Here is a 24,745-nt window from a genome sequence, read left to right on the forward strand (position 1 = left end):
GGGTGCGCCGTCTCCGGAGCTGCTCGCGGGTGCGCCGTCTCCGGAGCTGCTCGCGGGTGCGCGGGTTCCGGAGCTGCTCGCGGGTGCGCCGTCTCCGGAGCTGCTCGCGGGTGCGCGGGTTCCGGAGCTGCTCGCGGGTGCGCCGTCTCCGGAGCTGCTCGCGGGTGCGCCGTCTCCGGAGCTGCTCGCGGGTGCGCCGTCGGCGTAGTAGTGCGACCAGGCCATCTGGCCGGCGAGAACGAAGTTCCAGGCGGTGAGCATCGACCCGACGTGAACGATCTCCACCGGACCGACACACTTAACCTTGCCTTCGAGCAGGATGACATCGGCCGGATCAGCGGCGAAGACGAGCCACTTCACCGTCCAGTCGGGCTCCTTCCCTTCGCCGAACGCCAGGCCCCACGGCCAGCCGTGCAAGCCACCGCCGCACACCGGACGCCGGTCAGGATCCGGCGCGACGACGGTGGCGCCCACGGTGGTGGGCCATTGGAAGCCGTTGTAGCCCACCTCGCCACAGCGCAGGATCAGGACGCGCGAACCGCCGTTCGTCCACTGGTGGATTGGCGTCTTGGGATCGGCCGCGACAGCAGCCGGCGCCGACGAGCCTGGACCCGACCGCGGCGAAGCCGCGGTCTTTTTCCGAACAGGACTCTTGCCAGACCGCGTGGCCTTCGACTTCTTCTTCGCGCTCACGGGCGGGCTCCTTCGGTGGTGGTGGCCTGGGCTGACAGCAACGGGAGCCACTCGACCGGCAGGAGCACGTTCGAGGGAGCACCCACAAAGAACGGGGCCATCTGCTCGTGGGTGAGACCGGCGATGCCGGTGCCGACGGCCGTCACGTAGAAGGTGAAGTCAGGCTCGGCCATCGCCGCGACCAGGAAGCGGTCAACGTGCCCGGCGATGAAGTGCAGCGGCAGCGTGCGCAAGCCGACGTCCATCGTCGGAATCGCGTAGGACCGGCCATGCCAGCCGTAGCCCTTGCCCATCTCGGCCTCGAAGTAGTCGACGGCGTCGCGCGCCGCGCCGCCCATGTGGCGGCCGGCCAGGTTGCTGCCGAACACAAAGACGAGGCGGTCAGGCACGACGGTCAACAGTCGGTCGCGTTCCTGTTCGCTGCGCGGCGTCACATGCGGATGTGGCCAATCGTTGGGCTGAAAAATCACACACCTCTCCTGTCGTGTCCGTAGAGCTGCTTTATTGCTGGGTGAACCCTTTACAACGCGACGCACGAGCGAACTGGCGACATCGGAACAGTCAACGCGGCTACAGCGGTGAAGCTGGCCGTCAGGCGAAGGCCGCAGTGGCGACCGAATTACCCGCTGTCGTTCGATCCGGTTCGTGCGTCTCGTTCTAAAAGTGGCAGTGCACGGAAGTGCGGCGCATCAGGTCGACGCAGCCCGCGCACTGCCCATGGCGGTCTTACTTCTCGGCCGCGTCGCCGGTGCCCTGGTCGCCGGCATCGCCAGCGGGGGCCGCGCCACCCTGATCGCCGGTCGGCGGATCCTGCGCGCCCGCGTCGGCAGGCTGCTGGGTGGTCTCTTCGGTCTTGGTCTCTTCGGCTGCTTCGGTCATCTCGATCTCCTGTCAACTGCGCCGCGGGATGCGGCGGCTTCTACGAACGACTGCCCCGGTCTGAACTCGATGCCGTCTTCTCCGGCTGTCACGCCTTCCGCAACCACTGAGTCAGTGCGGGCCGCTTCGCTGACGTTTGCGCGCTCAAGAACCCTCCAGGTGCCCACCGGCCGACACATGCCGACGTAGATGGTTCCGCCGAAGTAGTCGTCGGATTCCGAGAACTCGATGTCGCGGCTGCCGAGGGCATGGTTCCTCTTGATCGCGCGCTCCAACGAATGCGCCGTCAGTGGGCTCGGCAGGTCCACCTCCCAGCACTTCCGAGATGGGCCGACGTGTTCGAACCGAACGCGAACGGTGTCCATCTACACGGCGCCGCGGTCGCGCACAGCGCAGGCCTGCGCCTTGGTTTCCATGTCTGGTCCTGCCTGGCCGGCGAGGAACTGCCGATACCGACGGATGGCCGCGTCAACGCGCCCGAGTTCGTGGAGGCGCACGTCCTTGTGCATCGTGGTGATGCCCGTGCCACCTTCAAAGCGGTCACCCGCGTCGACGGCGGCATAGAGCCCAGGAATGTGCCAGCGCTCATCCACCTGGCGCATCGACGTGGCAGCCGCGTTCAGGTATTTCTGCTGGCTGACCGGGTCCAGGTCCTCGATGATGGCGCGCATGTTCCGGCTGTCGCACTTGAAGAGCAACGTCGCAATCTGGCGCTGCAGGATCGAATCGAGCGCGTCGGTGGCCAGCTTCGACAGGTCGGCCGAGTAATCGGCGGCTGGCGGCTTCGCGGTGCTGAGGGCTGTGACGTTCACGTCTGTGCCTTTCGGTTGCTGGGCGCTACTGCGCCTGGTTGACTACCGTTCCGGACTCACGAGCGGCAAACGCTTGCCGCGCACGTTCAAAGGGCCGACGCCGCTTCGGGCGGCCGACGGGGATCCGCGTGACGCCGGCCTCGAACTGCGCGCGGACGGTCTCGCGATACCACTCGTAGGGCTTCTCCCAGCTCACCGGGGTCGGGCGCATGCGCTTCTTCTGGCAGCGCTTCCAAATCGTGGAGACCTCAACGTCGAGCAGGTGCGCCATGTGCTCGGGCTTCATCACGAGCGGGAGCTGATCCCAGTTGGTGATCACCGGGCCCTCCGGCAGACGAAGCAGATCCACTCGCCAACGGTGGTCAGAAAAAACACGCGCACGCCGCGGCAGGTGGCGCACGTCGCGCGCCTGGTGGTCTCCGGCTCCACCGGGGACTGGAAGGGCATCTTCGCCGTCGTGCCCGGTGCCGCGTGCAGCGTGGCCCTCAAGCCATCCTCCGGGCACGCAGTTCGGTGACGATCTCAAACGCACCGGTCAGGCCCGCCAGCGCGATAACGAGCGGCTGCTGGAACTCGGGCACCGAGAACAGCACGTCGAACTGCGGCCGCTCGGTGCCCGCTTCCCAGCGGGACAACTGGGCGACGTCGCGCGCCTCGCCGGTGCCGCGCTCGATCGCGTCGGCGAGTTCCTTCTGCGACCAGGACAGCGACTGCCGCGCCCGCGCGACGCAGCGGCCGATGTCGTGCCGCAGGCCCTGATCAATTTTCTTGAGATCCGCTTTCGCCATCCGCGGCGACCCGATCTCAGAATTCAGGCGATGCGTTGAGGCGACGGTGGCGGCGATAGTGGACGGCATGACGTTACGCCCTTCGCTCCGATGCCCGACGATTCAGAAGAACCGCAGCCATCACGCCACGTCCTTTGCCCGGCGGTCTTCGCCTGACCGACGCTCCGCTTCGCGGCGCTCGCGCTCGAGGCGTTCGTCGGCTTCCGCCGCGGATTCTTCGGCGCCTGGGAACAGCAGTTCAATGTCGCAGACGAAGAACGCGGCGATCTCGCGGGCGGTGTCGACGGTGGTGACGCCCTTGCCGGTGTTGGCGTTGCTGACCTGGGAGGCGCTGAGCCCGCGCGCTTCGACGATGTCGGCCTGACGCGTGCTGGTCATGGCCAGGACGATGCCCACCTTGTTCGGCATCGTTCCCAGCGGGACCGAGCGAATCGCGGCGATTTGTTCCGGGCTCAACGGCTTGGGCATGTTTGCTACTCGGCAAACATTACCCACACAGATAACCTTGCGTCAATAAGTTTTTACACGTTTGGCAAACTTTAAAAGTTACCTATATGGGTAATATATTGACTGGTAACGGGTTAGAGGTTTCAAAATACTTTGGGCCGCGCTATCTTTTGGGCTCTGTGAGGAAGGACCATCGGGGCTTTGGGGCCAACCTGGTAGCGCGACGCGCTGCAGCCGAGATGCAGAGCAACGAACTGGCGAAGGCGGTGCACGTGAAGCCGCCGACCATGTCGAAGTGGGAATCTGCGCGCAGACCACCAGCGACGAGAACCCTTCTAAAGCTCGCGACGGCTCTGAACTGCTCGATCGACGATCTCTTGCTCGGCGTTGATCCCGCCTACGATCGCGTGATCGCCACGCGTGACCTCATCCGTCAAAGTACCGATCAACCGTCAGGGTTTCCAACTCGAACAGGAGACCACGATGAACCAGCTGCGGCTCGCGTATTCGAACTCGAACGAGAAAACGAGGCTCTCAAAATTGCCCTCGACAAAGTTCAAGATGTCGCGAGTGACCTTCTCCAGATTGCCAAGGTTGGCGCAGCGAGTCGTCGAGCTGCAGCACAGCGATCCCGACGCGGCGGCGGTGATCGAAAGACTGGTTGACGAGGCGCTGCGCCGGCGCGCCGGCTGAACCCCGCTAACACCCGCCCTTTCCGGGACCAAAAAACCATGAAAACGTGCCCGTTCTGCGCTGAGGAAATTCAGGACGCCGCGATCGCGTGCAAGCACTGCGGTCGAGATCTCTCACCAGCCGAAGCCCCGGAGACGGCAACAATCGCCTCGGCCGGAGCGAGTCCAGGTCGATCAGTCGGACGGACTCTCGGCCTCGGCTGCGGCATCGTCGCGATCGGCGTCGTGGTGGTCTCGGTCGTTGCCTTGCTGCTCCCATCGGGAAGCATTGACGCCACGCCGTCGGCTCCGCGCGCGCAGCCGACGGCGGCCAGCGAGATCACGTCAGGAGTGTCGAAGCTCTGCGGGCCGATCGATGGCAAGACCCCCGGCGACTACAAGAGCCTCGAGCGGTTCTGTTCCGAGGGTCACGTGTTGGGCACGGTGACGAGTGCAAGCGCGATGGAGTCATTGCTCTGGCTCCAGGTCTCGCGCGACTTCGCTGACGCAATTCGCTCGGACACGCTGGCCGGCGAGAAGTTGGTGTTGAACTACATGCGTGGGTGGCGAGCGGTGACAGGCAAGGCGTCGGTATCTGTGAAGGTTCAATGGGAGGGCGTCGACATCGCCAAAGGCGACTCAACCCTGATGAGTGGCGACAAGGTCACCATCCGATAACAGGTGACCATGGCGACACCAACAGCCCCTCGACTGATCGAGGCCGCGCGCGCAGGTGAAATCTTGGCCGTTGAATATGCCGGCGGAAGCCAGCCTGGGGCCGTCAGGGAGATTGCACCGGTAGTCGTCGCTGGTGATTACGTTGTCGCGCGCGACCTGGCTTGCGGCTTCGATAAGACCTATCGCGTGGACAAGATCACGATCAGAGATTCGATGGACGCCGGGCCGCGGTATGTGCCCGGGCTGGTCATTGAACCTCGAAGAACCTACCTCACGATCGAGGACGTGATTGCGGCGCACGGACGCCAGCTAAATGCGCTGGGGTGGCCGATGAACGCAACACCGAACGCTCTTCAACTGCTGGAGCTGGGCAAACACGGCAAGCTGAAGAAGGCGCCTGTGGTCGCGATTCTACATGAGCCAATAACGGTCGATTTTTTCGACGACTTCGATGGCGCTGGCGTTCAGAGAGGAGTGAGTCGCCCGTCGAAGCGGCCGTTCCACGTCTACAGCAAGCACTTGGGCGAAACTCGCACGTTCGGCATTCTCGACAGTGCGGTGAGGCTGTTCCTGAAGGAAGCTGGAATCGAAAGCTGATCCGCCCATGCCGAGACGAGGACACCGCAAGACCATCGCCCCAAACATCTACGAGGACGGCTCCGGGTTCGCCGTCATCGTGAAGGTCGCCGGCATACCCGAAGAGCACCGCTTCGCGAGGTGCACGCCCCTCGACCAGCTCGAGGCTGTCCGCGACAAGCTGAAGGGCAAGGCGCGGTCGCACGAACGGCCGCGCGCCGGCTCACTGGCTGCCGATGCGCAGGAGTATCTCGCGACGATTGGCGACAAGGCGAAGAGACAGTCGGCCTCGAACCTCTGCCGGCACTGGACCGCCACCTACGGCCGTGAGTCACGATTCGCGCTGACCAAGCTGAAGATCGAGCAGCAGCTCGCGGCGTGGGAACATGCCGACGTCGCGGCCAGCTCCTGCAACAAGCGGCTGTCAGCCCTGCGCAGCATCTTCCGTGCGGTCAACGTCGACGGCGATCCCAACCCCACCGCGGCGGTGAGGAAGCGCAAGGAACCGGAGCCTGAGCCGCGCGCGCTCGACTACCGCCTGATCGATCGCATCCTGGCGAAGATGCCCGACCGCGGCCGCCCGACGGGCAAGGGGAAAGGCACCAGGCCGACGGTCAGCCTCGCGAAGCTGCGCTGCGCGCTGATGGCCTACACGGGCCTGCCGCCGGCGCAGATCGCCAAGATCAAGCCAGACACCGACATCAAGCACGTCCTGGTGCTGGACCCGAGCACCGGCCGGAAGGTCAAGGCGCCGATGCTTCGCGCGAGACCGCGACGGAAGGGCAAGGGCACCAAGGAATCATGGCTGCCGCTGCTGCCACAGGGCCTCGCGGTGATCGAAGCGCTCGCCGCGGCGGGCGGTCTTCGAAAATACAGCAACTCGAGCGTCCGGGATTCCTGGCACCGCGCCTGCGTGAAGGTGATCGGCGAGCAGCTGCGTGACGGCGAGACAGCCCTGCCGCACCGCTGCCAGGCGCGTGGCGACGCGATCGTCATCATCCCCCTCGTGAGACCCTACGACCTGCGGCACTCGTTCCTGACGCAGGCGCTGCGCTCGAGCGGGAATCTGCGCGGCGTCCAGAACCTCGGCCAGCACGCCGACTCCCGACAGACATTGCGCTACATCGAGGCGGGCGTGCCCGAAGCCGCGAGCACGACGGCGGCCGCGATGCTGGCCCACTTGCCAACGGAACCTCTCCCGCGTTACGTCGCGGCGAAAGTGGATGGCACCGTTTGACTAAGTAACAAGGACAGAACAAGATGAGGGTGTTGCGCTGGCCTTCGAAGCCGGGGGTCGCAGGTTCGAGTCCTGCCGAGCGCACCAACTTTCCCAAATTCCCACGAGATTTTGAAAGCCCTTGCTTGGACACCAACCGCCAGACTTAGCCCGAGGCGGTCACGATTCGCGTGGGCGTCCGCGTGGGCAGTGCAGCAACACCTGATTTAGCGCCGGTCAGTACGATGGGTTCACTCGCAACCACGACCCAAATTAGATCCTTCGTCATCTCCTCAAACAATCGCCGTATCTGTGACGGGAAATCTGCTGTGCGGCTCCTCGAAATACCCCCCCTTGACCCACACTGTCACAAACGTCGCCCATTGTGATGCATTCCGACGTACAGCGAGTTCGAAGCTAGTGCCGCAGGTGTCGCCAGCGGTGCGCAGACTGTTGACGAGCGTAAACGGCTGGCAGTGGACGAACTTCTTGAGCGGTCTACGAACGTCGATGGCCATGGGGGGGATGGTCCTCCGAGACGAGGTGTACGGGTTATTGACTGTCGAGGTTATAGACAGCCATCCGTCCTGAGACTCTCAAGTGCACACTTCTGCGCGCGCCTGAGGGCGCACTAAAGTGCGCCCCTACGGCCAAGGGCAATCGATGATCTGTAGGCTCCTGGCCTCCTTGACTCCTGTGAGGGCCCTGTTTGGCCTAAACTCTGATGAGCGCCGATGCCCAGCACGACTGCCCCTCCCGACTGGGCCGACCTGCCCGATGAAGAGTTGCTGAATCTGCGGCTGTCGGCCCTGCCCTTGCGCTTGGACGGCACGGTCATCGAAACCCGGATCTCGCAGCTCAAGTCGGAGCTCGAGACCCGTGGCCTCACGTTTCCCCTCCACTTCTATCTCTCCGACGAATGGTTCACGCCCGACGGCCAGGCGTCGATGGCGGTGCCGTTCTACCTGGCGCATCCACGGCTCGAGCGCCTCGAAAAGACGCAGATGCTGGCGGTCGAGGGCGGCGAGCACGAGTGGTGCATGCGCATCCTGCGGCACGAGGCCGGCCACGTCATCGACAACGCCTACAAACTGCGGCTGCGCCGTCAACGACAGCACGTCTTCGGCAGTTCGTCAGAACCCTATCCTGAGTTCTACGCGCCACGGCCGTACAGCAAGAGCTTCGTCCAGCACCTCGACCCGTGGTACGCGCAGAGCCATCCCGACGAAGATTTCGCCGAGACGTTTGCCGTGTGGCTGACGCCCGAAGCCCAGTGGAAGCCGCGCTACGCCGGCTGGCCGGCGATCAAGAAGCTCGAGTACATGGACGACCTGATGAAGTCGCTGGTCGCCAAGAAGCCGCTGCTCGAACGCACCGAGGAGATCGATCCCCTCCACAAGCTCAATCGCACGCTCCGGTATCACTACCGGAAAAAGCGGCGGCACTACGGCGTGGACCATCCGGCGTTTTACGATCGTGACTTGCGCCGGCTGTTCTCGGACGGGCCCGAGCACGCCAGCCGGATCACCGCGGCCCAGTTCCTCAGCCGCATCCGCCGGCCGGTGCGCAAGATCGTCGCCGACTGGACCGGCATTTACCAATACACCATCGACAAGGTGCTCGAAGACATCATCAAGCGATGCCGCGAGCTGAAACTCCGCCTCGCCGTGCCCGAAGAACAGGCGCGGCAGGAATTCACGGTGCTGCTGACCGTGCAGGTGATGAACTACTTGCACAGCGGCCGCCATCGGGTAGCCCTTTGAAACCACAGCGCGTCTTGACTCTCGTCCACAAAGGCCTCGAACCGCCCGATGAGGCGCCCGACCAGGCCACCGCCTCGACCGCCTCCTGGCGCATGGAATACGACGTCGTCCGCACGCTGAAAGTGCTGGGCCACGAGGTGCGCGTCATTGGCGTGCACGACGACCTCACGCCCATTCGCGCGACGATGGACGACTTCAAGCCGACCATCACGTTCAACCTGATGGAGGCGTTTGACGATGTGGTGGTGTTCGACCAGAACGTGGTCAGCTACCTCGAGCTGCTGAAGGTGCCGTATACCGGATGCAACCCGCGCGGGCTCACGCTGTCGCGCGACAAGGGCCTGGCCAAGAAGTTGATGGCGTATCACCGCATCCCGGTGCCCGACTTTTTGGTCGTGCCACTCGGCAACAAGGTGAAGCTGCCCAAGCGCCTGCAGTTCCCGCTGATCGTGAAGTCGCTGACCTACGAGTCATCGACCGGCATCTCGCAGGCGTCGGTGGTCGAGAACGAGGAGCAGCTGATCAAGCGCGTCCAGTTCATCCACGACACCATCATGACCCCCGCCATCGTCGAACAGTTCATCGACGGCCGCGAGCTCTACGTCGGGGTGATCGGGAACGATCGCCTGCAGACGTTTCCGGTGTGGGAGATGTCGTTCTCGAAGATGCCGGAGAACAACTGGAAAATCGCGACCGAGCGCGTGAAGTGGAGCGTTAAGTACCAGAAGAAGCACGGCATCGACACGGCCGTGGCGACGCTGCCAGACGACGTCTCTGCCAAGGTGCAGCATCTGGCCAAGCGCGTCTACCGCGCACTCGACTTGTCAGGCTACGCGCGCATTGACATGCGCCTGAAGGCGAATGGCGAGCTGTCGGTGATCGAAGCCAACCCGAACCCGCAGCTGGCGCACGGCGAAGACTTCGCCGAGTCGGCTCAGCGGGCCGGCGTGACCTACGCCAAGTTGATCGAGCGGATCATCGGCCTCGGTTTGCAGTGGCAACCGTCGCGAATGGCCTGATCAGGGATCGGGGATCGGGGATCAGCCTGACCGCAGGGTGACCGGGGCCTGACCCCCGCAGGGTGACCGGGGCCTGACCCCCATTTTCACCAAATGGTGGATTGGGGTCAGCCCTCAACCAGCCCTGTTCGCGGAAACAGGCCGCATTTCGATTAACTTGGCTGCTGTTGACTGTCCCCAATCCACAAATTTGTGAAAATGGGGGTCAGGCACCCACCAGGCGCTTGAATTCCGGGAGGGGGGCCAGTTTTGCGAACATCGGGTCGGTGGCCGCCTGCTGCTGCCACTGCTTCGGCTGGCGGCGGATCGCCTGGCCCAGATAGTCGAGCGCCTGCTTCGTGTCCCCCGCCTGCGCGTGGCGCTGCGCCAGTGCGTACATCAGCTGCTCGCTGCGCGGGTTGATGTCGAGCGCCTTGCGCTGTTCGACAATCGCCTCCGCAAACTTCCCCGCCTTCGCCAGTTCCGCCGACTGGGCCGTTAACCGATTCGGCACGCCCGTCGTCATCTGCAGCAACCGCCGCAATTCCTTGAACGGCTCCTCGTGATCGTCGACGCGGATGTCGACGATGCGCTCGACGGTGGAGTCGGAGTTGGGCGGCAGGGGCCGCACCACGAGAATGCCGGCCGACTGCATGCCGCGGGTGTCGCCACCCTTCGCCTGCCCCGCATCGAGCGCGTCCATCAACCGCTCGGCCATCGACCTCTTGCCCGATTGGTACGCCGCCGCCATCGCCTTGACCACCTCTTCGCTCGCCAGCGTGTTGCCCTGCGCCGAGAAGTTCGGCCCGGCGGCGAAGCCCGCGAAGCCGCCCAGGTGCACGAGGTCTTTCGGATCGTTGTTGCGATCGAGCACGCGCTTGCCGGTGTAGACCGCCGAGCGGCCCTTGGTATCGATCACCGCCACCTGGCGCGAGTCGCGGCCAGGATCCTCGTCGGTGATGCGCTTCACCACCTCGGCCGGCGACAGCCCCTGCTCGAGCAGGGCGATTGCCTTGGGGCCGTATTGACGGTTGGCCGACGCCTGTGTAGCCACGGCGCCCACCCCGGGTTTCGCGTACGGCACGGCGGCGCCCGCCCCAAACGCCCGCGACTGGACCCCGACGCCTAACTCGTGGGTCGCCGGATCAAAGGCAATGATCGAGAACGTACCGAACCACGGGTCCCCGGCCGTCGCGGCAGGTGGAACGTCCTGTTCAGAGTAGCCTCCGGCTTCTTGACCGCCGTAGCCTTGGCGAAGGTGGTTAGCCGGAGCGTGGGTGACGACGGCCAACAGCAGGGCAGCGATGAGAATTCGTGACATGGCGGCCACAGTGTAACGAACAACGAGGGCCGAATGTCGCTGATGAAACCAGCGCGCCGACGCCCGCTAACTCGCTGAAGTCGGTCCCGGCGTGGGGTCGGCTCCGCCAACCAGCAACCGCTTCAACTTGGCGACGTCGCCGACGAACTCGATGACGCCGCACTCGCGGCACATCATCGCCTTGGTCATGACATCGCCGGTCTGCAGGGTGAAGAACTTCGAGTCCTGCGGACGAAACGCCATCCGCCCCGGCCCGTAGACCGCTCCACCGGCAACCAGTTCACCGCGACACCGAGGACAGTTCAATGGTGGCATCCGGACATTGTGCACCAAGAGCCACCGTGTCGCTTCGAGTTGCGCCATACTGTGCACTTATGGCCACGCTCGATCCGGCTGATCGCCCCGTCGATCCGTCCTGCCCAACCTGCCAGGGCACCCTCGCCTATGTCGACACAGAAGTGTCGTCCGGCTCGTTTCGGCCCCAGGCCGCGTCGATGGCGCAAATTCCGGTTCACTTCTACGATTGCCCTGCCTGCAAGACGTGCTGGAAGCTCGGCACGCAGCTGCTACCCGATCCGATCCGGCAGATCCTGCGAGGCTAGCGGCGCGACTACGCTGGCGTCCGATCCATCGCCTGCAATGCCTGCACGCCGGTCCGCATGCCGAGCAGCCAGACAGCAATGCTGAGGAGGGCGGCCGAGGCGAAGCACGCGTAGAACAGGACTTGCTGCATTTCGGTCAACGGTCGGTTGCGCACTTGGCTGAACAGGTACACGCTCGACGGCCAGCCAAGCAGCCCAATCATCACCAGGATGAACAGCACCGCCACGATCATGAAGGCGACGCCGCCGTACGACCCGGCCACCTGGCTGGGATTGTCGGCGGCAAACCGCGGGTAGCGCGCGCCGAGGCCGGTGGCCAGCCCGACCAGCGCGAACGACATGAAGACGATGGCGACGGCCGACATCTGCTTCAGGAACGGATCGACCCCGAGCAGTTCGTTGCCGGCGACGATCAGGATCTCCGACAGCACCAGCACCGGCACCAGGCCCGACCAGAACTTCGACCACAAGAAGTCGCGCAGCGAGATCGGGGCGGTGCGAATAATCCAGAATGCGGCGCCTTCAGCCGACACCGCCGGGAACACGAACCGCACCGCCACCGTCGCCATCACGAACGCCGCCATGGCCAGGTTGAGGAACGCGTACAGGTTCTTCACGACGCCGCTCATGTACGGCAGGCGATCCAGGTCGAGCACGCGGAAGTTGTAGAGGTACACCAGCATCAGCGCCACCAGCAGCAGCAACTGCGACCACTGGCTGACGTCGCGCAGGAACACCTTGATGTCCTTGATGAGCAGGTGACGCCGCACCGGCGACAACGGCAGCAGGCGGGCCACGGCGTCGAGCGCGTGGAACCGCGCAAAGCGCGCCTTGCGCGCCTCCTGTGACTTGCTGAAGCCGGCGAAGTGCCACCGCTCGAACGCCGCGCCCACCACCACCACCAGCGCCGCCGCGGTCGTCCACAGCGCGCCGATGTGCAGCCAGTCGCTGCCGCCCTGCACGCCGGCGAACAACGCCTCCCCCGCCCAGAACGACGGCAGGAGCGGCGTGATCGGCGACTGCAGCGTGGCGAAGAACGCCGTCACCTCGGGCATCGACTCGACCCGCAGGAGCCGTTCGGGCTGCAGGAAGCGGAGCAACAGCACGAGGCTGGTGGCGAACACCAGGCCCATGAACATCAGGATGTCGCGGGCGCGGCGCGCCGGGAACACGTTCACGAGCGCGAGAGTGAGCGCCGAGCCGAGCGCGACCGGAATGGTGACGAACGGCACCACCGTGAGGATCACGGTGGCGACAAACGTCCACGGCGCGCACTTGGCAAAGCCGATGCCGGCGAGCACCGGCACGAGAAAGACCACGACCATCCAGCCCGACTGCGCCAGCGTCCGCGCAAAGCGCGCGAAGAACAGGCGCCGCGACGCGACCGGCGCGACCATGATCAACCGCAAGTCGTCAGACAGGAAAAAGGTCGACAGCGACGCCACCACCGCGCTGAACGCGAGGAACGACAGGAACGTGAGGAACAGCCACGACAGCCCGATGCGGATCAGGTAATCGCCCAGCTCGTCGTAGCCGGCGGCCTGCCAGGTCACCCAGAACGACCCGGCAAACAACGCGGCGAACACCGCCAGGCCGATCGCGCCGAACAGCACGCCCCGGGTCAGGTCGCCCTTCTCGCGCCGGCGGGCGCGGTTGCGCGACGCCCACCACATGGGCAACAGCAAGTAAGGAAAGGGACGAGTCAGCGACTCCATCAGACGATCTCGTCGATCTCTTGCAGGGCGCCGCCGCCCGTGAGCTTCAGGAACACCGGCGTCAGTTCCTCGTCCGGCGTGCCGGCCATGGCACGCACGTCGGCGACCGTGCCGTGCGCGATGATCTTGCCCTTGAGGATGATGCTGATCAGGTCGCACATCTCCTGCGCGACTTCCAGGGTATGCGTGCTCATCAGGATGGCGACGCCGCGCGACGCCATCAGCCGGAAGATGTCCTTGATCAAGCGCGCGCCGCGCGGATCGAGACCGACCATGGGCTCGTCCACGAGCACCGCCTTGGGCCGGTGGAGGAAGGCCGCGCTCATGACCAGCCGCTGCTTCATGCCATGCGAGAAACTCTCGACCAGCTCGTGCTGCCACCGGCCCAGCTCGAAGATCTCGAGCATCTCGGTAATGCGGGCGTCAGTGTCGCCGCCGTCCATGCCGTAGAGTCCGCCGTGAAACCGCAGGAACTCGCCGGCGGTCAGCTTGTCGTAGATGAACGGCCGGTCCGGAATGAAACCAAGCGCGGCCTTCGCGGCCTCGGGCTCGCGCGCCAGGTCGTGGCCGTTCACCAGGATGCGGCCCTCGTCGGGCCGCAGCAGGCCCGCGATCATCCGGATGCTGGTGGTCTTTCCCGCCCCGTTCGGGCCGAGAAAGCCGTGGATCTGGCCGGGCTCGACGTTAATCGAAACGCCATCGACCGCCGTGAAGGAACCAAAACGCTTGACCAGATTCTCGACGGCGATCATTAGCTACCCGGGCACGGAATCCAGCAGCCGCAGTCCTGGCGCCTGGGCACGGGAATGGACAGGGACTGTGCATCCGTGGCGGACCGGCCCACGAGAATGGGTGTCGACCCCGGGGCCACGTCCAACTGCAACACGGTCATCCTGACGCGGCCGACGAGCGGCAGGATGGCGGTCTGCTGGTCTAACCCGCCGCGCGCCAGACGGACGTGCGTGGCATCGGCCGGAAACTGGTTGAAGGTCGGGTCCACCGGCAGCCACAGTCCGCGGCCACCACCTTCGTCGAGGTAGACCTCTGGCCACGCGTGGTAGTAGAACGCGCCCCGCACATAGGCCAGGCCGACGTTGATGCGCGACGGGATGCCCAGCGATCGCGCGAGCGCGACGAACAGCACCGTGTGCTCGTTGCAGTCCCCCACTTTCGTGCGCAACACTTCGAGCGCCGAGGGCAGGCTCACGGTGGGCTTCTTCTCCACCAGCTGGTTGACCTCGCGCATCAATCGCTCGGCCCGCGCGCGCGCACCGGCAATGCCTTGCACCATGCGCTCGGCCTCGGCCAGGATCTCGGGCGCATCGCTTTCGATGAACGGCTCGGGCCGCAGGTAGCGATCGAGATCGGTATCGGCCGGCCCGGCGGTGAGCCCCCGCGTATCCACGAGTTCGACGATGTTGCCGGTGACCGTCTGGCCGACACCCTGGAGGTCGGGGCCCGACAGGTCGGCGTGGTCGATGCGCATCCGCAGCCGCGTCACGTCGCGCGGCTCGGTGATGAACGCCCCCCGCGGCATGGTCGGCACCACGGCAGACGCGGCCAACATGTCTGCCTGCATCCGGTTCGTCACGGCCAGGGTCGTGGCCTGCTCCTGCGTTTCGCGCACGGAGATCAGCCCCATCGGGCTTTCCTCGCGAACGATCTCGCCGGTGTCGGTGATCCACGCGGTGGTGCTCAGTCCCGAGAAGGCCAACTCGACGCGAAACGCCGGCGTGGGGCGGCCGCCGGCGTTGACGACCTCGCGCTCGCCGATCGCCAGCTGCACCGGCGCGTTCTTCATGGTGGCGGGGTCGAAGATCTGCCATTCGTGGCGGGTGCCCGCCACCAGCCCCTCGCTGGCCAGCCGGCGGCCCATGCTCAGCATGAGGGCGGGAGGCGCCTCGAGATCCCGGGTTTCCGAACGCGTGCCGCTGGCGCTGATGATGTCGAGCGACAGCCGCAGGCCATCGAGGCGGCCGCGAACGGTGGTCGGCCCGGTGCCCGGATCGAGCGAGAACTCGAACGTCTGCAACGCGAAGGCGCGGTCCACGCGCGCCGTCGTCCGCAGCACCGCCGCGGTCGTGGCGCCGAGCAACGAGAACTGCAGCCGCCCGTCCTCGCTCAGCTCGAAGCCGGCGTCGGTGCGCTCGACCTGGCTGACCGTAAAGCCAATCTTCTCGCCGCGGTAGTAGACGCCGCGCCACTGGGCGGTCGAGCCGTAGCGGGCCAGGTCGGTGGCCAGGTTGGTGGGCGCTGCCTGGAGGTAGGTGCGGTCAACCATGACCGCCATGGTCGCGAGCCACGCGACCACGGCGAGCAACGAGAGCGGCCGCGTAATCGAACGCGGGAGCGGACGAAGTAGCCTGACGCGCGGCACCGCCACAATTATAGGCCGGGTTTCACAAACAGCTTTTCATCCACGGTGACGTTGTGGTCCACCTTGGTGACGCTGATGGTGAAGCTCTGCGCCGCCGACGAGGACTTGATCAGGAACGGCACCTTCACGCCGTCGACGTCGCGCTGATCGGAGAAGTCCGAGGTCTGATCCAGGGCGCCCATGCCGGGCACGTCGACGGTGGTCACCATCCGCACCGCCAGGAACGACTCGGCATCGAGGTACTGGCGCACGACCGCGCCATCCTTGGGCGTGTAGACCAGCAGGTATGCCTCGCGCTCGCCAACCTTCTCCTTGCCCTTCAACTCGACGCTGGCGCCCCGCTCCTTGTAGTTCAGGAACGGCGAGGGGAACACCGCGCTTTTCATGCTCGCGAGCTGGCTGCCGGTGATGGGGCGATCGCCTTGCATGCTGTCGAGCAGGTAGCCGGTCGAGCCATCGAAGCGCTGATCGATCTGGATCGGGCCGGCGCCGAGCGCCGTCAAATCCAGCTTGATCAACGTCCGCGCCTTGTTGGGGACAGCGTTCAGCGCATCGATCGAGCCGGTCACGTCGCCGCCGACCGGCAATGACAGCGTCATGGTGCCGACCATTTGCCGCGACTGCAGCGTGGCGAGGGCGGCGCGGCCGCCAATGGCGGCCAGGTGCTTCTCGATCACCTCGTCCACCGTCTGCGCCGACGCTGGCAACGCCCAGCCACACAAGGCCACGACCACGAGCAGCCGCTTTACCAAGGTCACCATGGTGGTTTCTCCTGAGTTGGACGATTCCGGTTCTTCAGCGAAACAAGTCGAACATGTAGGAGTACTTGACGATCAGCGACCGGTCGGTCCGTTCCGGCCGATCGTTCAGTTCGTAGAGGCCGCGGGTGTCGGTGTAGACGACGAACAGGCCGGTGTTGGCCGCCTGCAGCCAGCCGAAGCGGAAGTTCATGGACCACAGGTCGGCGCGGTCGTTGTACTGAATCAGCGCCTGCGTGAACACGCGCGACGAGAACGAGTACGACACGCGGGTGCGCACCAGGTTGGTGACGAACGCGCCGCCCGGCAGGGTGACGTCGTTGCGCTGATAGGTCAGCTCGGTGGTCAGCGCGTCGCCGGCGCGAAACCTGACCGTCGGGCTGAGGCTCAAACGATCGCCTCCGAAGAAACCCCCGGCGTTCACGCGCATGCTGACGCTGACCGGCGCGCCCTGGTTGCTCATGCCCACCAGTTGCGCCTCGGCGTGCTCGTAGGTGCCGGGGGGAACGAAGATGCCCGGGTAGATCTCGAACGGCCTCCGCACGCCCTCGAGCGTGAGGTTCATGCCGGTGTGGATCTCGGTACTGTCGCGGAACTGCCAGTGGTTGTCCAAATGCAGGTAGCCGGTTTCCTGGAAGCCGTCGAGACCCCAAAAGCCGCGGAAGGTCGCATGCGGGCGTAGTTCCTGGATGTTAATGAAATCCTTCGGGCGGAAGCGCGTCATCAGGAAGACGTCAGGCTTGCGATAGCCTTTGCGGCTGAGGAAGCCAACCTCGGGATTGAAACCGCTACCCACTTCCTGGTAGCCGACGTTCAGGTCCCACTGCGGCCGGTTGGTCTGCGACCGGATGTTAAACGCGTGGGTGCTGTCGGTGATGCCTTCGGTGTCGGTCTTGGCGACAAAGCCGGTCAAGATGCTGGTCGCGCCAACGCCCCACCTGCCATCCAGCCCGTAGGTGCGACCCGCCGCGGCGTCGCCGGCGAGACTGCCGGTTTCGAGCCGATTGGTGAAGATGCCGCCGATCGACGAGCGGTTCGGCAAGTCCCGGCTCACGCGCATGACCGTGAAGTTGGTGCCGGCCACGGCGTTGTCGAACTCGTCGGTCTGCATGTTCAGGACGCCGACGTTGAAGCGGCCGGCCTTGCCCGAGACGCGGCCACCCCCGAGGATGGGAATCGCCTCACCGGCCTTGCTGATGCCGATGCGGCGGCTGAAGAAGAGATCCACTTCGCCCGGGTTGCCGACGCTGAAGAACCCGGCATTCTCGAGGAAGAACGGCCGCTTTTCGGGGAAGAACAGGTTGAACCGATCCAGGTTGACCTGCTGATCGTCCACCTCGACCTGCGCGAAGTCGGTGTTGACGGTGGCGTCCAGGGTCAGGCTGGGTGTAATGCCGTACTTCAGGTCGCCGCCGATATCGCCCAGCAGCTCGCCGTCGACCGGGTTCTCACCCGACGTCAACGCGTTGCCCAGCACGTACGGGGTAATGCGCAGGTTGCGCAGCGCCGGCGTCTGCACGCCGGTCAGCGATCCGGCCAACGACAGCCGATACAGGTTGAACTGTCGCGGAATCGGCGCCCAGTACGCGCGTTCGTTCTTGCGCCGGATGTTCCGCTGGAAGTTGATGCCCCACGTCTGATCCGTGGCGGCCGGGTAGCGCAGCGTCCGAAATGGAATCGCAAATTCGGCCGACCATCCCTGGTCGGTCATGCGGGTGCGCACGCTCCAGGCGCCGTCCCAGTTGATGTTGAAGCCCGAACCGGAGCCGCCCGACTGCATCTGGCCGAAGCCCAGCCCGCCACCGCCCTGCCCTTCGTTGGTGACCTGGCCGTCGTACTCGACCCCGGCAGGGTTGGTCCCGAACACGAACCCGTTCTGGCGGTCGCGATAGGTGTCGAAAATCACCTGGAAGCTGTCGGTGTCGTCCAACGGCGAGTCACGGCGCGCGTCCGTCACGATGATGCCGCTCGGGTCCGAGTCGTACAACACCACCCCGACATACAGGGTATCGGCAGTGAAGATGACGCGAACCTCGGTCTTCTCCGAAGCGGGCTGCCCCTCGTTGGGCTGCTCCTGGACGAAGCCGGTAATGGGCGTCGCCGCGTTCCACGCCGGGTCGCCGAGCACATCGCCGTCAAGGGTCGGCGCTTCGGTCGCGCGAACGGCGGTCGCCACGTTGGCCGAACCCGGCTTGGTCTGGGCCATCGAGCTCGTGGCGCTCGTTACACACAACAGAGCAGTCGCAGAAATAGTAAACAGATATCGATTCATATACATTCAGAGACAAGCTGGAAAAATAGTCGGGAAGCAGCGTACTACAGGCCACCGATTAGACACAGATTGGACACTGATAAATCTGTTAGCTCACCGACGAGAATTCCTGGCGGTACCTGGCGACGCCAGAGACGTCGGCCATTTTCACGTAATCCAGAACCAACACCATGAACACATCGATTCACTCTGCGAATCGCCGCTACGTCGCCCGGACGCTCTTCGCGAATCTCGATCATGCTGGTGTCCCTGCGAGCGCCGACTTGTCCGCCGTAGCGCTCTGCGCGGAGGTGGAAGGCGCGAGCCCCAGGATGCGAGCGGAGCGAGCGACCCCGACGAGACGCGAAGCGGCGAGCCCCACGCGCGTCTGTCAAGGCGCGCGCCGCAGAGCGCCTACACGCTGTCGCGCTGATCCAACTCCAGCACGGCGCCAAGCAGCACGTTCGCGCCACGCGTGCAGTCGTCCCACGTGGTGAGCTCTTTCGGCGAGTGGCTAATCCCGCCGACACTCGGCACGAAGATCATGCCCATGGGGCACAGCCGCGCGATCTGCTGGGCATCGTGACCGGCACCGCTCGGCAGGCGGCGCGTCGGCAGGCTGAGCACACTCGCCGCCTTCCCGATCGCCTCCTGGACGCCGCTGCTGGCCGGTGACCCAAGGTTGGTGCTGGCGAGTGCGAAGGTGATGGTCGTGCCCGTGTCTTTCGCGATCGCGGCGCCGCGCGCCTTCACGGCATCACCGAGCTCGCGAAGCACCTGATCTGACAGGTCACGGAACTCCACGCTGAGCGTCACGCGGCCGGGAATGACGTTGGGCGAATTGGGCTCGACCTCGAGCCGGCCCACGGTGCCGACCTGTCGGCCTTGCCGGCGCGCGGCAATCTCGCGCACCGCGAGCGTCAACTGCGCCGCCGCCACCATGGCGTCCTGGCGCTCGCCCATGGGCGTGGTGCCGGCGTGGTTCGCGAAGCCCTCGATCACGACGTCGTAACGGTGAATCCCGACAATGCCTTCGACGATGCCGATTGGCACCCTGGCCTGGTCGAGCGTGCCGCCCTGTTCGATATGGAGCTCGACGTACGAGTGCCACGCACCCTTGCCGCGCACCGCGGTCTCGATCTGATCGGGACTGCCGGCAATGCGCCTGATCGCATCGGCGCGCCGCATGCCGTTCCACGTCCGGTCCATGTCCCCGGCCCGCAGGTCGCCGGCGACAATGCGGCTGGCCGCGGTGCCGATGCCAAACGCCGTGCTCTCTTCGTGCGCCCACAACACCATCTCGAGCGGATGCCGGGTCTGCACCTTCGCCGCCTGCACGGCCTGGATCGCCTCCAGCGCCGAGAAGAAGCCGAGGTTGCCATCGAAATTGCCGCCGTTCGGCACCGAGTCGATATGCGACCCGAACAGGATGGCGGGCTGGTTGGGCTGGCCACCGTAGCGGGCGAAGATGTTGCCGGCGGCGTCGATGCGGGGCACGATGTCGGCCGACTTGATCTCGTCGATGATGAACGCCCGGGCCGTGAGGTCTGCCACCGAATACGCCACGCGCGACACGCCCGAGGCGAACGTGCCGCCGGGCGGCCGGCCGTGCGTGCTCAGGCGCTCGAGCCGGTTGCGCAGGCGCGCGCCGTCAACGGCGGGCCGTGACGATTGGCGTGACCAGGATTTCGTGGGGATGGCCAGCGCCGAAGCGCTGGCCAGGGAGACGAATTCGCGACGCGATATCTTCATTCGTTCTTCTGTGACGAGGTCACGGGGCGTTCGACCACCGTGCCCCAGAAACCGATCATCATTTCTTCAAAGGTCTGGTCGCCCCAGCGGACGTCCTTGGTGGGATCGGGATTGAACTTGTTGTTCGGCGAGTTGTCGTAGTGCGCGATCACCTCGATCGAGGTGCCCTTGGGGAACAGCCGCGGCTTGGCCAGCTCGTAGCTGATCTGCCAGTTGAAGTCGTAGTTCGGCACCGACAACAGCGTCTCCTTGGTCCCGTCGGGGAAGGTCGCGATGTAGGTCATGCTCTTGCCGCGCACGTGCATGTGCGGCGTGAACGACGTGATCAGCGTGTCTTCGGCCAGCACCCGCGAGCCGCGCACTTCGTGCGCCGGCGCACCGGCAGGAATCACGAATCGCGGCTGGATCACGCTGCCGCCGCGCTGCTGCATCTTCGGCGCTTCTTTCGCGAAGACCACCCCAACCTGCGTGCGATCCGTGGTCGCCTCGCCGTTGGTCGTGTAGTGCATCTGCAGGACGATGTCGGAATTGGCGGTCAGCAGCCGGCCGACGCCCGGCTCGAAGATGACGCCCGGCTTGTTGGGCGTGACGCCGCCGATGCTGTTCGGCCCGAGCGCGCCGTTCGTGTTCAGGGGCGAACCCGTCGGCTGGGTGTAGGCCAGCACGTGGTGCACCTGCGCGCGCGCCTGCGGCTTGATCTCAATCGCCTGGATCCACTTGTCTTCCGTGATGTCGGTGGGCAGGCGCAGGTACTGGTACTCGACCACGCCGGTCGCCGGGATCTTGAAGTCCTCGGTCATGGTGAAGACGGCGTCGGGCTTGCCAATGCTCCAGCCTTCCGCGAAGGTCGGCGCCTTGGGCAGGTCGGCGTCGCGGCCCTTCGGCGCGCCCGCATCCACCCACGCCACAATCGTCGCGATCTCTTTCTCTGACAGCCGGGGATCGTTCTTGAACACGCCGTGCGCGGGGTCGGCCCCCCATGGCGGCATGGTGCGCGCCGCAACCCGCTGCTTGATCGACCGCGCCCACGGCCGGGCCTCGTCGAAGGTAATCAGCGACATCGGCGCGAACATCGTCGGGCGATGGCACTCGACGCACTTGGAATAGAAGATCGGCGCGACGTCCTTGGCAAAAGTCGGCGCGGTCTGTGCCTGCGCCACCGGAGCCAACCCGAACACAGCCGCCACGACGAAGCCGATGCGAGCGATTCTCATAGCCCCTCCAAAGGTCCAGACCGGGGAAGTATATAGTGTCTGGCGAAAGGGGTCTTACTGATGCGTCGAGTGTTCCTGGTCCTGGTTTCTCTGCTGGTTCTGCCCTCCTCGGCCTTTGCCACCTGGTCAGTGATTGCCGTCGACCGCACCTCGGGCCGGGTCGTGATCGCGTCGGCCACGTGCGTCGATCGCGACGACCAGTTCCTGATGGGCGTGCAGGCCGTGGTGGTGCCCGGCAAGGGCGTTGCCGCCTGCCAGGCCGGCGTTGACGGCACGCACAAGAACCAGATGCTGGTGTTCGAGGAGCTGCAGAAAGGGACCGACCCGAAGCGGATCATCGAATTGCTGAGCGCCGACCCGGCGTTCCAGAGCCGGCAGTTCGGGATTCTCGATTTGCAGGGCCGCAGCGCCGGCCACTCGGGCCTGACCAACGGCTACGTCTCGCAAGACCTCCAGGGCCAGGTCCCCGGCACCGAGATCTTCTATTCGATCCAGGGCAACATTCTTCGCGCCGGCAACGTCATGCCCAACGCGGTGCAGGCGTTCATCAAGAGCGCCGGCTCGATCACCGATCGCGTGATGGCGGCCATGGAGGCGGCCGACGGCTCGGGCGGCGACAGCCGCTGCGTGTGCCCGCCGTGGCCGGCCGACGGCGTGGCGCCGGCCATCCCCTGCGACGGCCGCACGTCGCACATCGCCTACATCCTGGCATCTGACCCGAAGGACACGAGCGGCGACTCGCACAACAACGGCAAGTACGCGATGTATCTGACCGCGTCGCAGCCGGGCGCCGACAAGGGACCGAACCAGATCAAGGCGGGCGAGAATCTCAACCCCGTGAAGACGCTGCGGATGCGCTACGACGCGTGGAAGAAGACGCAAGGCCCCGGTGTGGCCGGCCTCCCGAATCCCCTACCAGCCCCACCCGCCCCACCAGCCCCACCAGCCCAACTCAGCAACCGCCGCGGTCCCATCCAGGTGATGTCGTTGACCACGACGGCGTGGACCGACGGCGGCGCCATTCCCGCGAAGTACACCCAGGCCGGCGCCCAGGTGTCGCCGCCGCTGGCGTGGACGGCGCCGGACGATGCGGTCAGCTTCGTGCTGATCGCGCGCGACGCGGACACCGCGATTGGGAACGGCACCGACGACATCCTGCACTGGATGCTGTGGAACATCCCGAAGGGCACGCGCGCGCTGCCGGAAGGGGTGCCGCAAGGCAGCCAGTTACCCGACGGCACGCGGCAGATCAGCGCCAGCGGCCCGTACTATCGCGGCCCCGGCGCGCCGGCGTCAGGCCCGGCGCATCACTACGTGTTCGAGATCTACGCGCTCGATTCGACGATCGAGGTGCCGGCCGTGGGCCAATCGCCACCGCTCACGCGTGCCGCGGTGATGGCCGCCATGGCCGGGAAGATTCGCGGCAAGGGAGCGTTGGTGGGGTTGTTCAGGCGGTGATCTGGCGATCTCGTGATTTGGTGATTTGGTGATTCCATATCGGGATTTGGTGAATCAGTGATCGGGTGATTTAAGACCGGAGGTCAGAGGTGATGCGCGCCACCGTTGTTGTCTTGCTCGGCTCATTTCTCAGTCCCGGTGTAATCACCGCGCAAACCCCAGCTGCGGATCCGATTCGCGAGCTGCTCAGTGAAGTGCGGTCGCTCCGCATTGCGATGGAGCGCTCGGCCACGGTTGGCGCGCGCATCCAGTTGCTGGTGGCTCGGGTACAACTGCAGGAGCAGCGCATCGCCGAGCTCTCTCGTCGAGCGGCCGCGGTCCGTGACGAGCTTTCGAAAGTCGAGGCGGTGATCGCATCGACCACTGACGACGTCAAGCGAACTGAGAGTGCGATTGAGCGGACGAACTCGTCTGAGATGCGACGAGAGATGGAAGAGCAACTCGAATACCACAAGGTTAAGTTGCGAAACCCGGAGAAGCGCCGGCAGGATCTGCTGACCGAGGAATCGCTGCTATCGCAGCAGATGGCGGCCGACCAGGGACGCTGGAGCGACGTCAACAATCAGCTGGACGAACTCGAGCGCTCGTTGACCCTACCGATTAAGCAGTAGCCGAACTCTTATCGCGCGAACGAACTCCTGCGCGATCGAACAGCTGGCGCTTGATCCCGATGTCTCGCCTTCGAGTTGACGGCGAGAGGACCTCGACCACAAGCGCCGGAGGCCCCTGCACGTTCTGGTCGGTGAGAATTTCCGTCTGATCGTCAGCGATCAGAATGATGTCGGGTGCAACGACGTCATGGTCCGACAGGACGACGTCAAGTGGAACGCCGAACAACTGCCCGACCCCCGGATGCGCCCGAAGGTACAACTCAATCTCGAACGACAGCCGGCCGACCAGCAGCTGGTGCCGGGTGATTGGGCTGGGCGTCACGAAGAGCACCCCGTCGATGAGCTCGTGACGCACGTGAGTCTCGTCCGGGAATCGCGCCCAGAGTTCGTTGACCGTGAGCTTGTGGACCGCCGGCACTGGGTGTTCGGACATCCGCTGCTCCTCCCTCGAATCCTAGCATCGTCGCGCATGACGCGACAGAACAGTGCTAAGCGCATGCCGCGCGATTTCTTTCGAGAATCGAGGAATGGGCACTCGCGAGTACGCAGTTCCTGCGTCCGAGTACGTCGACCGATATGGAAATTATTGCCGCGGAATCAGGCTATTGCGGGGCCACAAAGTAGCCGGGACGCGCGATCACATCGCCGCGCGCCCTTCCGCCAGCAGCCCACGCGCGCCTATGCTCCGGGCAGGGAAACGGGATCGCCCTTCTTATGGAACACGATCGCCAGGATCCGGGTGGTCGCAGTCGTGCTCGCGTTGCCCGACACCGCGTGCACTTGCCCGGGCGCGTCGAACGACTCGAAGAACATCTGCCCCGCCGCGAGCACCGTCGGCGTGTCGTTGTTCACCGCGAACTTATACTGGCCCTCGAGCACGTAGCCGATCACGAACCCGGGATGGCGATGCTGGGCCGACGCTTCGCCGGGCGGATAGGTCACTTCGGTGGCGCTCATCTGCCATCCGTCGAGGTTCACGGCGGGCGTCGCCTTCTGCGCCAGCGGTTTGGCGGTCACCGCCGCGTCAGCGTCGCGGGTCGCGATGAATGACGCGGCCAGGCCCATCAGGCTGGCGGTGAGAAAGTCGCGGCGATCGTTCATGTCATTCCTCCGGCGGCACTAAAGTGCCGCCCTCCTGGCACCGGCAGCGCTAAAGCGCTGCCCT

At 65.2% G+C, this 24,745-nt stretch carries 28 protein-coding genes; 9 read left to right on the top strand and 19 right to left on the bottom strand.

The window, feature by feature from the left end; translation table 11 throughout:
- The 8 genes from Q8T13_13690 to Q8T13_13725 all read right to left on the bottom strand — a co-directional run.
- On the bottom strand, positions 1-693 hold a 693-nt coding region (locus tag Q8T13_13690; protein ID MDP3718812.1), incomplete at its 3' end, for a hypothetical protein.
- The gene (locus Q8T13_13695) at positions 690-1,163 is read right to left on the bottom strand and encodes a hypothetical protein (protein ID MDP3718813.1); all 474 of its coding nucleotides are present in this window, start codon (positions 1,161-1,163) and stop codon (positions 690-692) included. The genes Q8T13_13690 and Q8T13_13695, both read right to left, overlap by 4 nt.
- A 256-nt stretch (positions 1,164-1,419) precedes the next feature.
- Positions 1,420-1,572 (bottom strand): hypothetical protein, encoded by a 153-nt coding sequence (locus Q8T13_13700; GenBank protein ID MDP3718814.1) that lies wholly within the window; start codon positions 1,570-1,572, stop codon positions 1,420-1,422.
- Complete coding sequence (locus tag Q8T13_13705) at positions 1,569-1,937, bottom strand: hypothetical protein (protein ID MDP3718815.1); 369 nt, start codon at positions 1,935-1,937, stop codon at positions 1,569-1,571. Before Q8T13_13705 ends, Q8T13_13700 begins: the two co-directional genes overlap by 4 nt.
- On the bottom strand, positions 1,938-2,384 hold the full coding sequence (locus tag Q8T13_13710) for a hypothetical protein (GenBank protein ID MDP3718816.1): 447 nt from the start codon (positions 2,382-2,384) through the stop codon (positions 1,938-1,940). It abuts the gene before it with no gap.
- Between the two features lie 25 nt (positions 2,385-2,409).
- Entirely contained in the window at positions 2,410-2,733 is a 324-nt protein-coding gene (locus tag Q8T13_13715) for a hypothetical protein (GenBank protein MDP3718817.1), read from the bottom strand.
- A gap of 136 nt (positions 2,734-2,869) precedes the next feature.
- Entirely contained in the window at positions 2,870-3,241 is a 372-nt protein-coding gene (locus Q8T13_13720; protein ID MDP3718818.1) for a hypothetical protein, read from the bottom strand.
- A 51-nt stretch (positions 3,242-3,292) separates the two neighbouring features.
- Complete coding sequence (locus tag Q8T13_13725) at positions 3,293-3,640, bottom strand: hypothetical protein (GenBank protein MDP3718819.1); 348 nt, start codon at positions 3,638-3,640, stop codon at positions 3,293-3,295.
- A gap of 399 nt (positions 3,641-4,039) precedes the next feature.
- Between Q8T13_13725 and Q8T13_13730 the strand changes: the two genes are divergently transcribed.
- From Q8T13_13730 to Q8T13_13755, 6 genes are all read left to right on the top strand, one after another.
- Positions 4,040-4,312, top strand: coding sequence for a hypothetical protein (locus Q8T13_13730; GenBank protein MDP3718820.1), 273 nt, complete (start codon positions 4,040-4,042; stop codon positions 4,310-4,312).
- A 38-nt stretch (positions 4,313-4,350) separates the two neighbouring features.
- Positions 4,351-4,968, top strand: a complete 618-nt coding sequence (locus Q8T13_13735; protein ID MDP3718821.1) for a hypothetical protein — start codon at positions 4,351-4,353, stop codon at positions 4,966-4,968.
- A 9-nt stretch (positions 4,969-4,977) separates the two neighbouring features.
- Positions 4,978-5,565 (top strand): hypothetical protein, encoded by a 588-nt coding sequence (locus Q8T13_13740; protein MDP3718822.1) that lies wholly within the window; start codon positions 4,978-4,980, stop codon positions 5,563-5,565.
- A gap of 7 nt (positions 5,566-5,572) precedes the next feature.
- Positions 5,573-6,781 (top strand): hypothetical protein, encoded by a 1,209-nt coding sequence (locus Q8T13_13745; GenBank protein ID MDP3718823.1) that lies wholly within the window; start codon positions 5,573-5,575, stop codon positions 6,779-6,781.
- A 713-nt stretch (positions 6,782-7,494) separates the two neighbouring features.
- The gene (locus Q8T13_13750; protein MDP3718824.1) at positions 7,495-8,523 is read left to right on the top strand and encodes a putative zinc-binding metallopeptidase; all 1,029 of its coding nucleotides are present in this window, start codon (positions 7,495-7,497) and stop codon (positions 8,521-8,523) included.
- Positions 8,524-8,537: 14 nt separating this feature from the next.
- A complete protein-coding gene (locus tag Q8T13_13755; protein MDP3718825.1) occupies positions 8,538-9,542 on the top strand; it encodes an ATP-grasp domain-containing protein in 1,005 nt (334 codons plus the stop codon).
- A gap of 205 nt (positions 9,543-9,747) precedes the next feature.
- On the opposite strand, the gene Q8T13_13760 is transcribed toward Q8T13_13755, so the two are convergent.
- Both Q8T13_13760 and Q8T13_13765 read right to left on the bottom strand, forming a co-directional pair.
- Positions 9,748-10,842 (bottom strand): DUF1028 domain-containing protein, encoded by a 1,095-nt coding sequence (locus tag Q8T13_13760; protein MDP3718826.1) that lies wholly within the window; start codon positions 10,840-10,842, stop codon positions 9,748-9,750.
- 66 nt (positions 10,843-10,908) lie between these two features.
- Entirely contained in the window at positions 10,909-11,157 is a 249-nt protein-coding gene (locus tag Q8T13_13765) for a PF20097 family protein (protein MDP3718827.1), read from the bottom strand.
- A gap of 59 nt (positions 11,158-11,216) precedes the next feature.
- On the opposite strand from Q8T13_13765, the gene Q8T13_13770 reads away from it, so the two are divergent.
- The gene (locus Q8T13_13770; GenBank protein MDP3718828.1) at positions 11,217-11,444 is read left to right on the top strand and encodes a hypothetical protein; all 228 of its coding nucleotides are present in this window, start codon (positions 11,217-11,219) and stop codon (positions 11,442-11,444) included.
- Between the two features lie 8 nt (positions 11,445-11,452).
- Here the strand turns inward: Q8T13_13770 and Q8T13_13775 are convergent, their stop codons facing one another.
- From Q8T13_13775 to Q8T13_13805, 7 genes are all read right to left on the bottom strand, one after another.
- Entirely contained in the window at positions 11,453-13,159 is a 1,707-nt protein-coding gene (locus tag Q8T13_13775) for a hypothetical protein (GenBank protein ID MDP3718829.1), read from the bottom strand.
- Positions 13,159-13,911, bottom strand: a complete 753-nt coding sequence (locus tag Q8T13_13780) for an ABC transporter ATP-binding protein (GenBank protein MDP3718830.1) — start codon at positions 13,909-13,911, stop codon at positions 13,159-13,161. The genes Q8T13_13775 and Q8T13_13780 overlap by 1 nt, the downstream gene beginning before the upstream one ends.
- Positions 13,911-15,536, bottom strand: a complete 1,626-nt coding sequence (locus Q8T13_13785) for a transglutaminase-like domain-containing protein (GenBank protein MDP3718831.1) — start codon at positions 15,534-15,536, stop codon at positions 13,911-13,913. The genes Q8T13_13780 and Q8T13_13785 overlap by 1 nt, the downstream gene beginning before the upstream one ends.
- 8 nt (positions 15,537-15,544) lie before the next feature.
- Positions 15,545-16,297 carry a hypothetical protein gene (locus Q8T13_13790; protein MDP3718832.1) on the bottom strand — a complete coding sequence of 251 codons (753 nt, stop codon included), beginning with the start codon at positions 16,295-16,297 and terminating at the stop codon, positions 15,545-15,547.
- 34 nt (positions 16,298-16,331) lie between these two features.
- On the bottom strand, positions 16,332-18,500 hold the full coding sequence (locus Q8T13_13795; GenBank protein MDP3718833.1) for a DUF5916 domain-containing protein: 2,169 nt from the start codon (positions 18,498-18,500) through the stop codon (positions 16,332-16,334).
- A 459-nt stretch (positions 18,501-18,959) separates the two neighbouring features.
- Positions 18,960-20,297: a Zn-dependent hydrolase gene (locus Q8T13_13800; protein ID MDP3718834.1), complete on the bottom strand. Its 1,338-nt coding sequence runs from the start codon at positions 20,295-20,297 to the stop codon at positions 18,960-18,962.
- Positions 20,294-21,511, bottom strand: coding sequence for a cytochrome c (locus Q8T13_13805; GenBank protein ID MDP3718835.1), 1,218 nt, complete (start codon positions 21,509-21,511; stop codon positions 20,294-20,296). The genes Q8T13_13800 and Q8T13_13805 overlap by 4 nt, the downstream gene beginning before the upstream one ends.
- 60 nt (positions 21,512-21,571) lie before the next feature.
- Between Q8T13_13805 and Q8T13_13810 the strand changes: the two genes are divergently transcribed.
- Positions 21,572-22,969, top strand: a complete 1,398-nt coding sequence (locus tag Q8T13_13810) for a YbhB/YbcL family Raf kinase inhibitor-like protein (GenBank protein MDP3718836.1) — start codon at positions 21,572-21,574, stop codon at positions 22,967-22,969.
- A 92-nt stretch (positions 22,970-23,061) separates the two neighbouring features.
- The gene (locus tag Q8T13_13815) at positions 23,062-23,580 is read left to right on the top strand and encodes a hypothetical protein (GenBank protein MDP3718837.1); all 519 of its coding nucleotides are present in this window, start codon (positions 23,062-23,064) and stop codon (positions 23,578-23,580) included.
- Here Q8T13_13815 and Q8T13_13820 read toward each other — a convergent pair.
- Both Q8T13_13820 and Q8T13_13825 read right to left on the bottom strand, forming a co-directional pair.
- Positions 23,570-24,013 carry a Uma2 family endonuclease gene (locus Q8T13_13820; GenBank protein ID MDP3718838.1) on the bottom strand — a complete coding sequence of 148 codons (444 nt, stop codon included), beginning with the start codon at positions 24,011-24,013 and terminating at the stop codon, positions 23,570-23,572. The genes Q8T13_13815 and Q8T13_13820 overlap by 11 nt on opposite strands.
- A gap of 245 nt (positions 24,014-24,258) precedes the next feature.
- The gene (locus Q8T13_13825) at positions 24,259-24,681 is read right to left on the bottom strand and encodes a cupin domain-containing protein (GenBank protein ID MDP3718839.1); all 423 of its coding nucleotides are present in this window, start codon (positions 24,679-24,681) and stop codon (positions 24,259-24,261) included.
- Between the last annotated feature and the right edge of the window lie 64 nt (positions 24,682-24,745).

Source organism: Acidobacteriota bacterium, assembly GCA_030697165.1.
GTDB lineage: Bacteria > Acidobacteriota > Vicinamibacteria > Vicinamibacterales > UBA2999 > 12-FULL-67-14b.

Excerpts from the sequence above, each read along its gene's own strand:
- Q8T13_13810 (MDP3718836.1), top strand. The coding sequence starts at position 21,572 with ATGCGTCGAGTGTTCCTGGTCCTGGTTTCTCTGCTGGTTCTGCCCTCC.
- Q8T13_13800 (MDP3718834.1), bottom strand. The coding sequence starts at position 20,297 with ATGAAGATATCGCGTCGCGAATTCGTCTCCCTGGCCAGCGCTTCGGCG.
- Q8T13_13780 (MDP3718830.1), bottom strand. The coding sequence starts at position 13,911 with ATGATCGCCGTCGAGAATCTGGTCAAGCGTTTTGGTTCCTTCACGGCG.
- Q8T13_13740 (MDP3718822.1), top strand. The coding sequence starts at position 4,978 with ATGGCGACACCAACAGCCCCTCGACTGATCGAGGCCGCGCGCGCAGGT.
- Q8T13_13760 (MDP3718826.1), bottom strand. The coding sequence starts at position 10,842 with ATGTCACGAATTCTCATCGCTGCCCTGCTGTTGGCCGTCGTCACCCAC.
- Q8T13_13790 (MDP3718832.1), bottom strand. The coding sequence starts at position 16,297 with ATGGTGACCTTGGTAAAGCGGCTGCTCGTGGTCGTGGCCTTGTGTGGC.
- Q8T13_13765 (MDP3718827.1), bottom strand. The coding sequence starts at position 11,157 with ATGCCACCATTGAACTGTCCTCGGTGTCGCGGTGAACTGGTTGCCGGT.
- Q8T13_13795 (MDP3718833.1), bottom strand. The coding sequence starts at position 18,500 with ATGGCCCAGACCAAGCCGGGTTCGGCCAACGTGGCGACCGCCGTTCGC.
- Q8T13_13825 (MDP3718839.1), bottom strand. The coding sequence starts at position 24,681 with ATGAACGATCGCCGCGACTTTCTCACCGCCAGCCTGATGGGCCTGGCC.
- Q8T13_13750 (MDP3718824.1), top strand. The coding sequence starts at position 7,495 with ATGCCCAGCACGACTGCCCCTCCCGACTGGGCCGACCTGCCCGATGAA.
- Q8T13_13745 (MDP3718823.1), top strand. The coding sequence starts at position 5,573 with ATGCCGAGACGAGGACACCGCAAGACCATCGCCCCAAACATCTACGAG.
- Q8T13_13705 (MDP3718815.1), bottom strand. The coding sequence starts at position 1,937 with ATGGACACCGTTCGCGTTCGGTTCGAACACGTCGGCCCATCTCGGAAG.
- Q8T13_13700 (MDP3718814.1), bottom strand. The coding sequence starts at position 1,572 with ATGACCGAAGCAGCCGAAGAGACCAAGACCGAAGAGACCACCCAGCAG.
- Q8T13_13820 (MDP3718838.1), bottom strand. The coding sequence starts at position 24,013 with ATGTCCGAACACCCAGTGCCGGCGGTCCACAAGCTCACGGTCAACGAA.
- Q8T13_13720 (MDP3718818.1), bottom strand. The coding sequence starts at position 3,241 with ATGCCGTCCACTATCGCCGCCACCGTCGCCTCAACGCATCGCCTGAAT.
- Q8T13_13805 (MDP3718835.1), bottom strand. The coding sequence starts at position 21,511 with ATGAGAATCGCTCGCATCGGCTTCGTCGTGGCGGCTGTGTTCGGGTTG.
- Q8T13_13735 (MDP3718821.1), top strand. The coding sequence starts at position 4,351 with ATGAAAACGTGCCCGTTCTGCGCTGAGGAAATTCAGGACGCCGCGATC.
- Q8T13_13775 (MDP3718829.1), bottom strand. The coding sequence starts at position 13,159 with ATGGAGTCGCTGACTCGTCCCTTTCCTTACTTGCTGTTGCCCATGTGG.
- Q8T13_13770 (MDP3718828.1), top strand. The coding sequence starts at position 11,217 with ATGGCCACGCTCGATCCGGCTGATCGCCCCGTCGATCCGTCCTGCCCA.
- Q8T13_13725 (MDP3718819.1), bottom strand. The coding sequence starts at position 3,640 with ATGCCCAAGCCGTTGAGCCCGGAACAAATCGCCGCGATTCGCTCGGTC.
- Q8T13_13815 (MDP3718837.1), top strand. The coding sequence starts at position 23,062 with ATGCGCGCCACCGTTGTTGTCTTGCTCGGCTCATTTCTCAGTCCCGGT.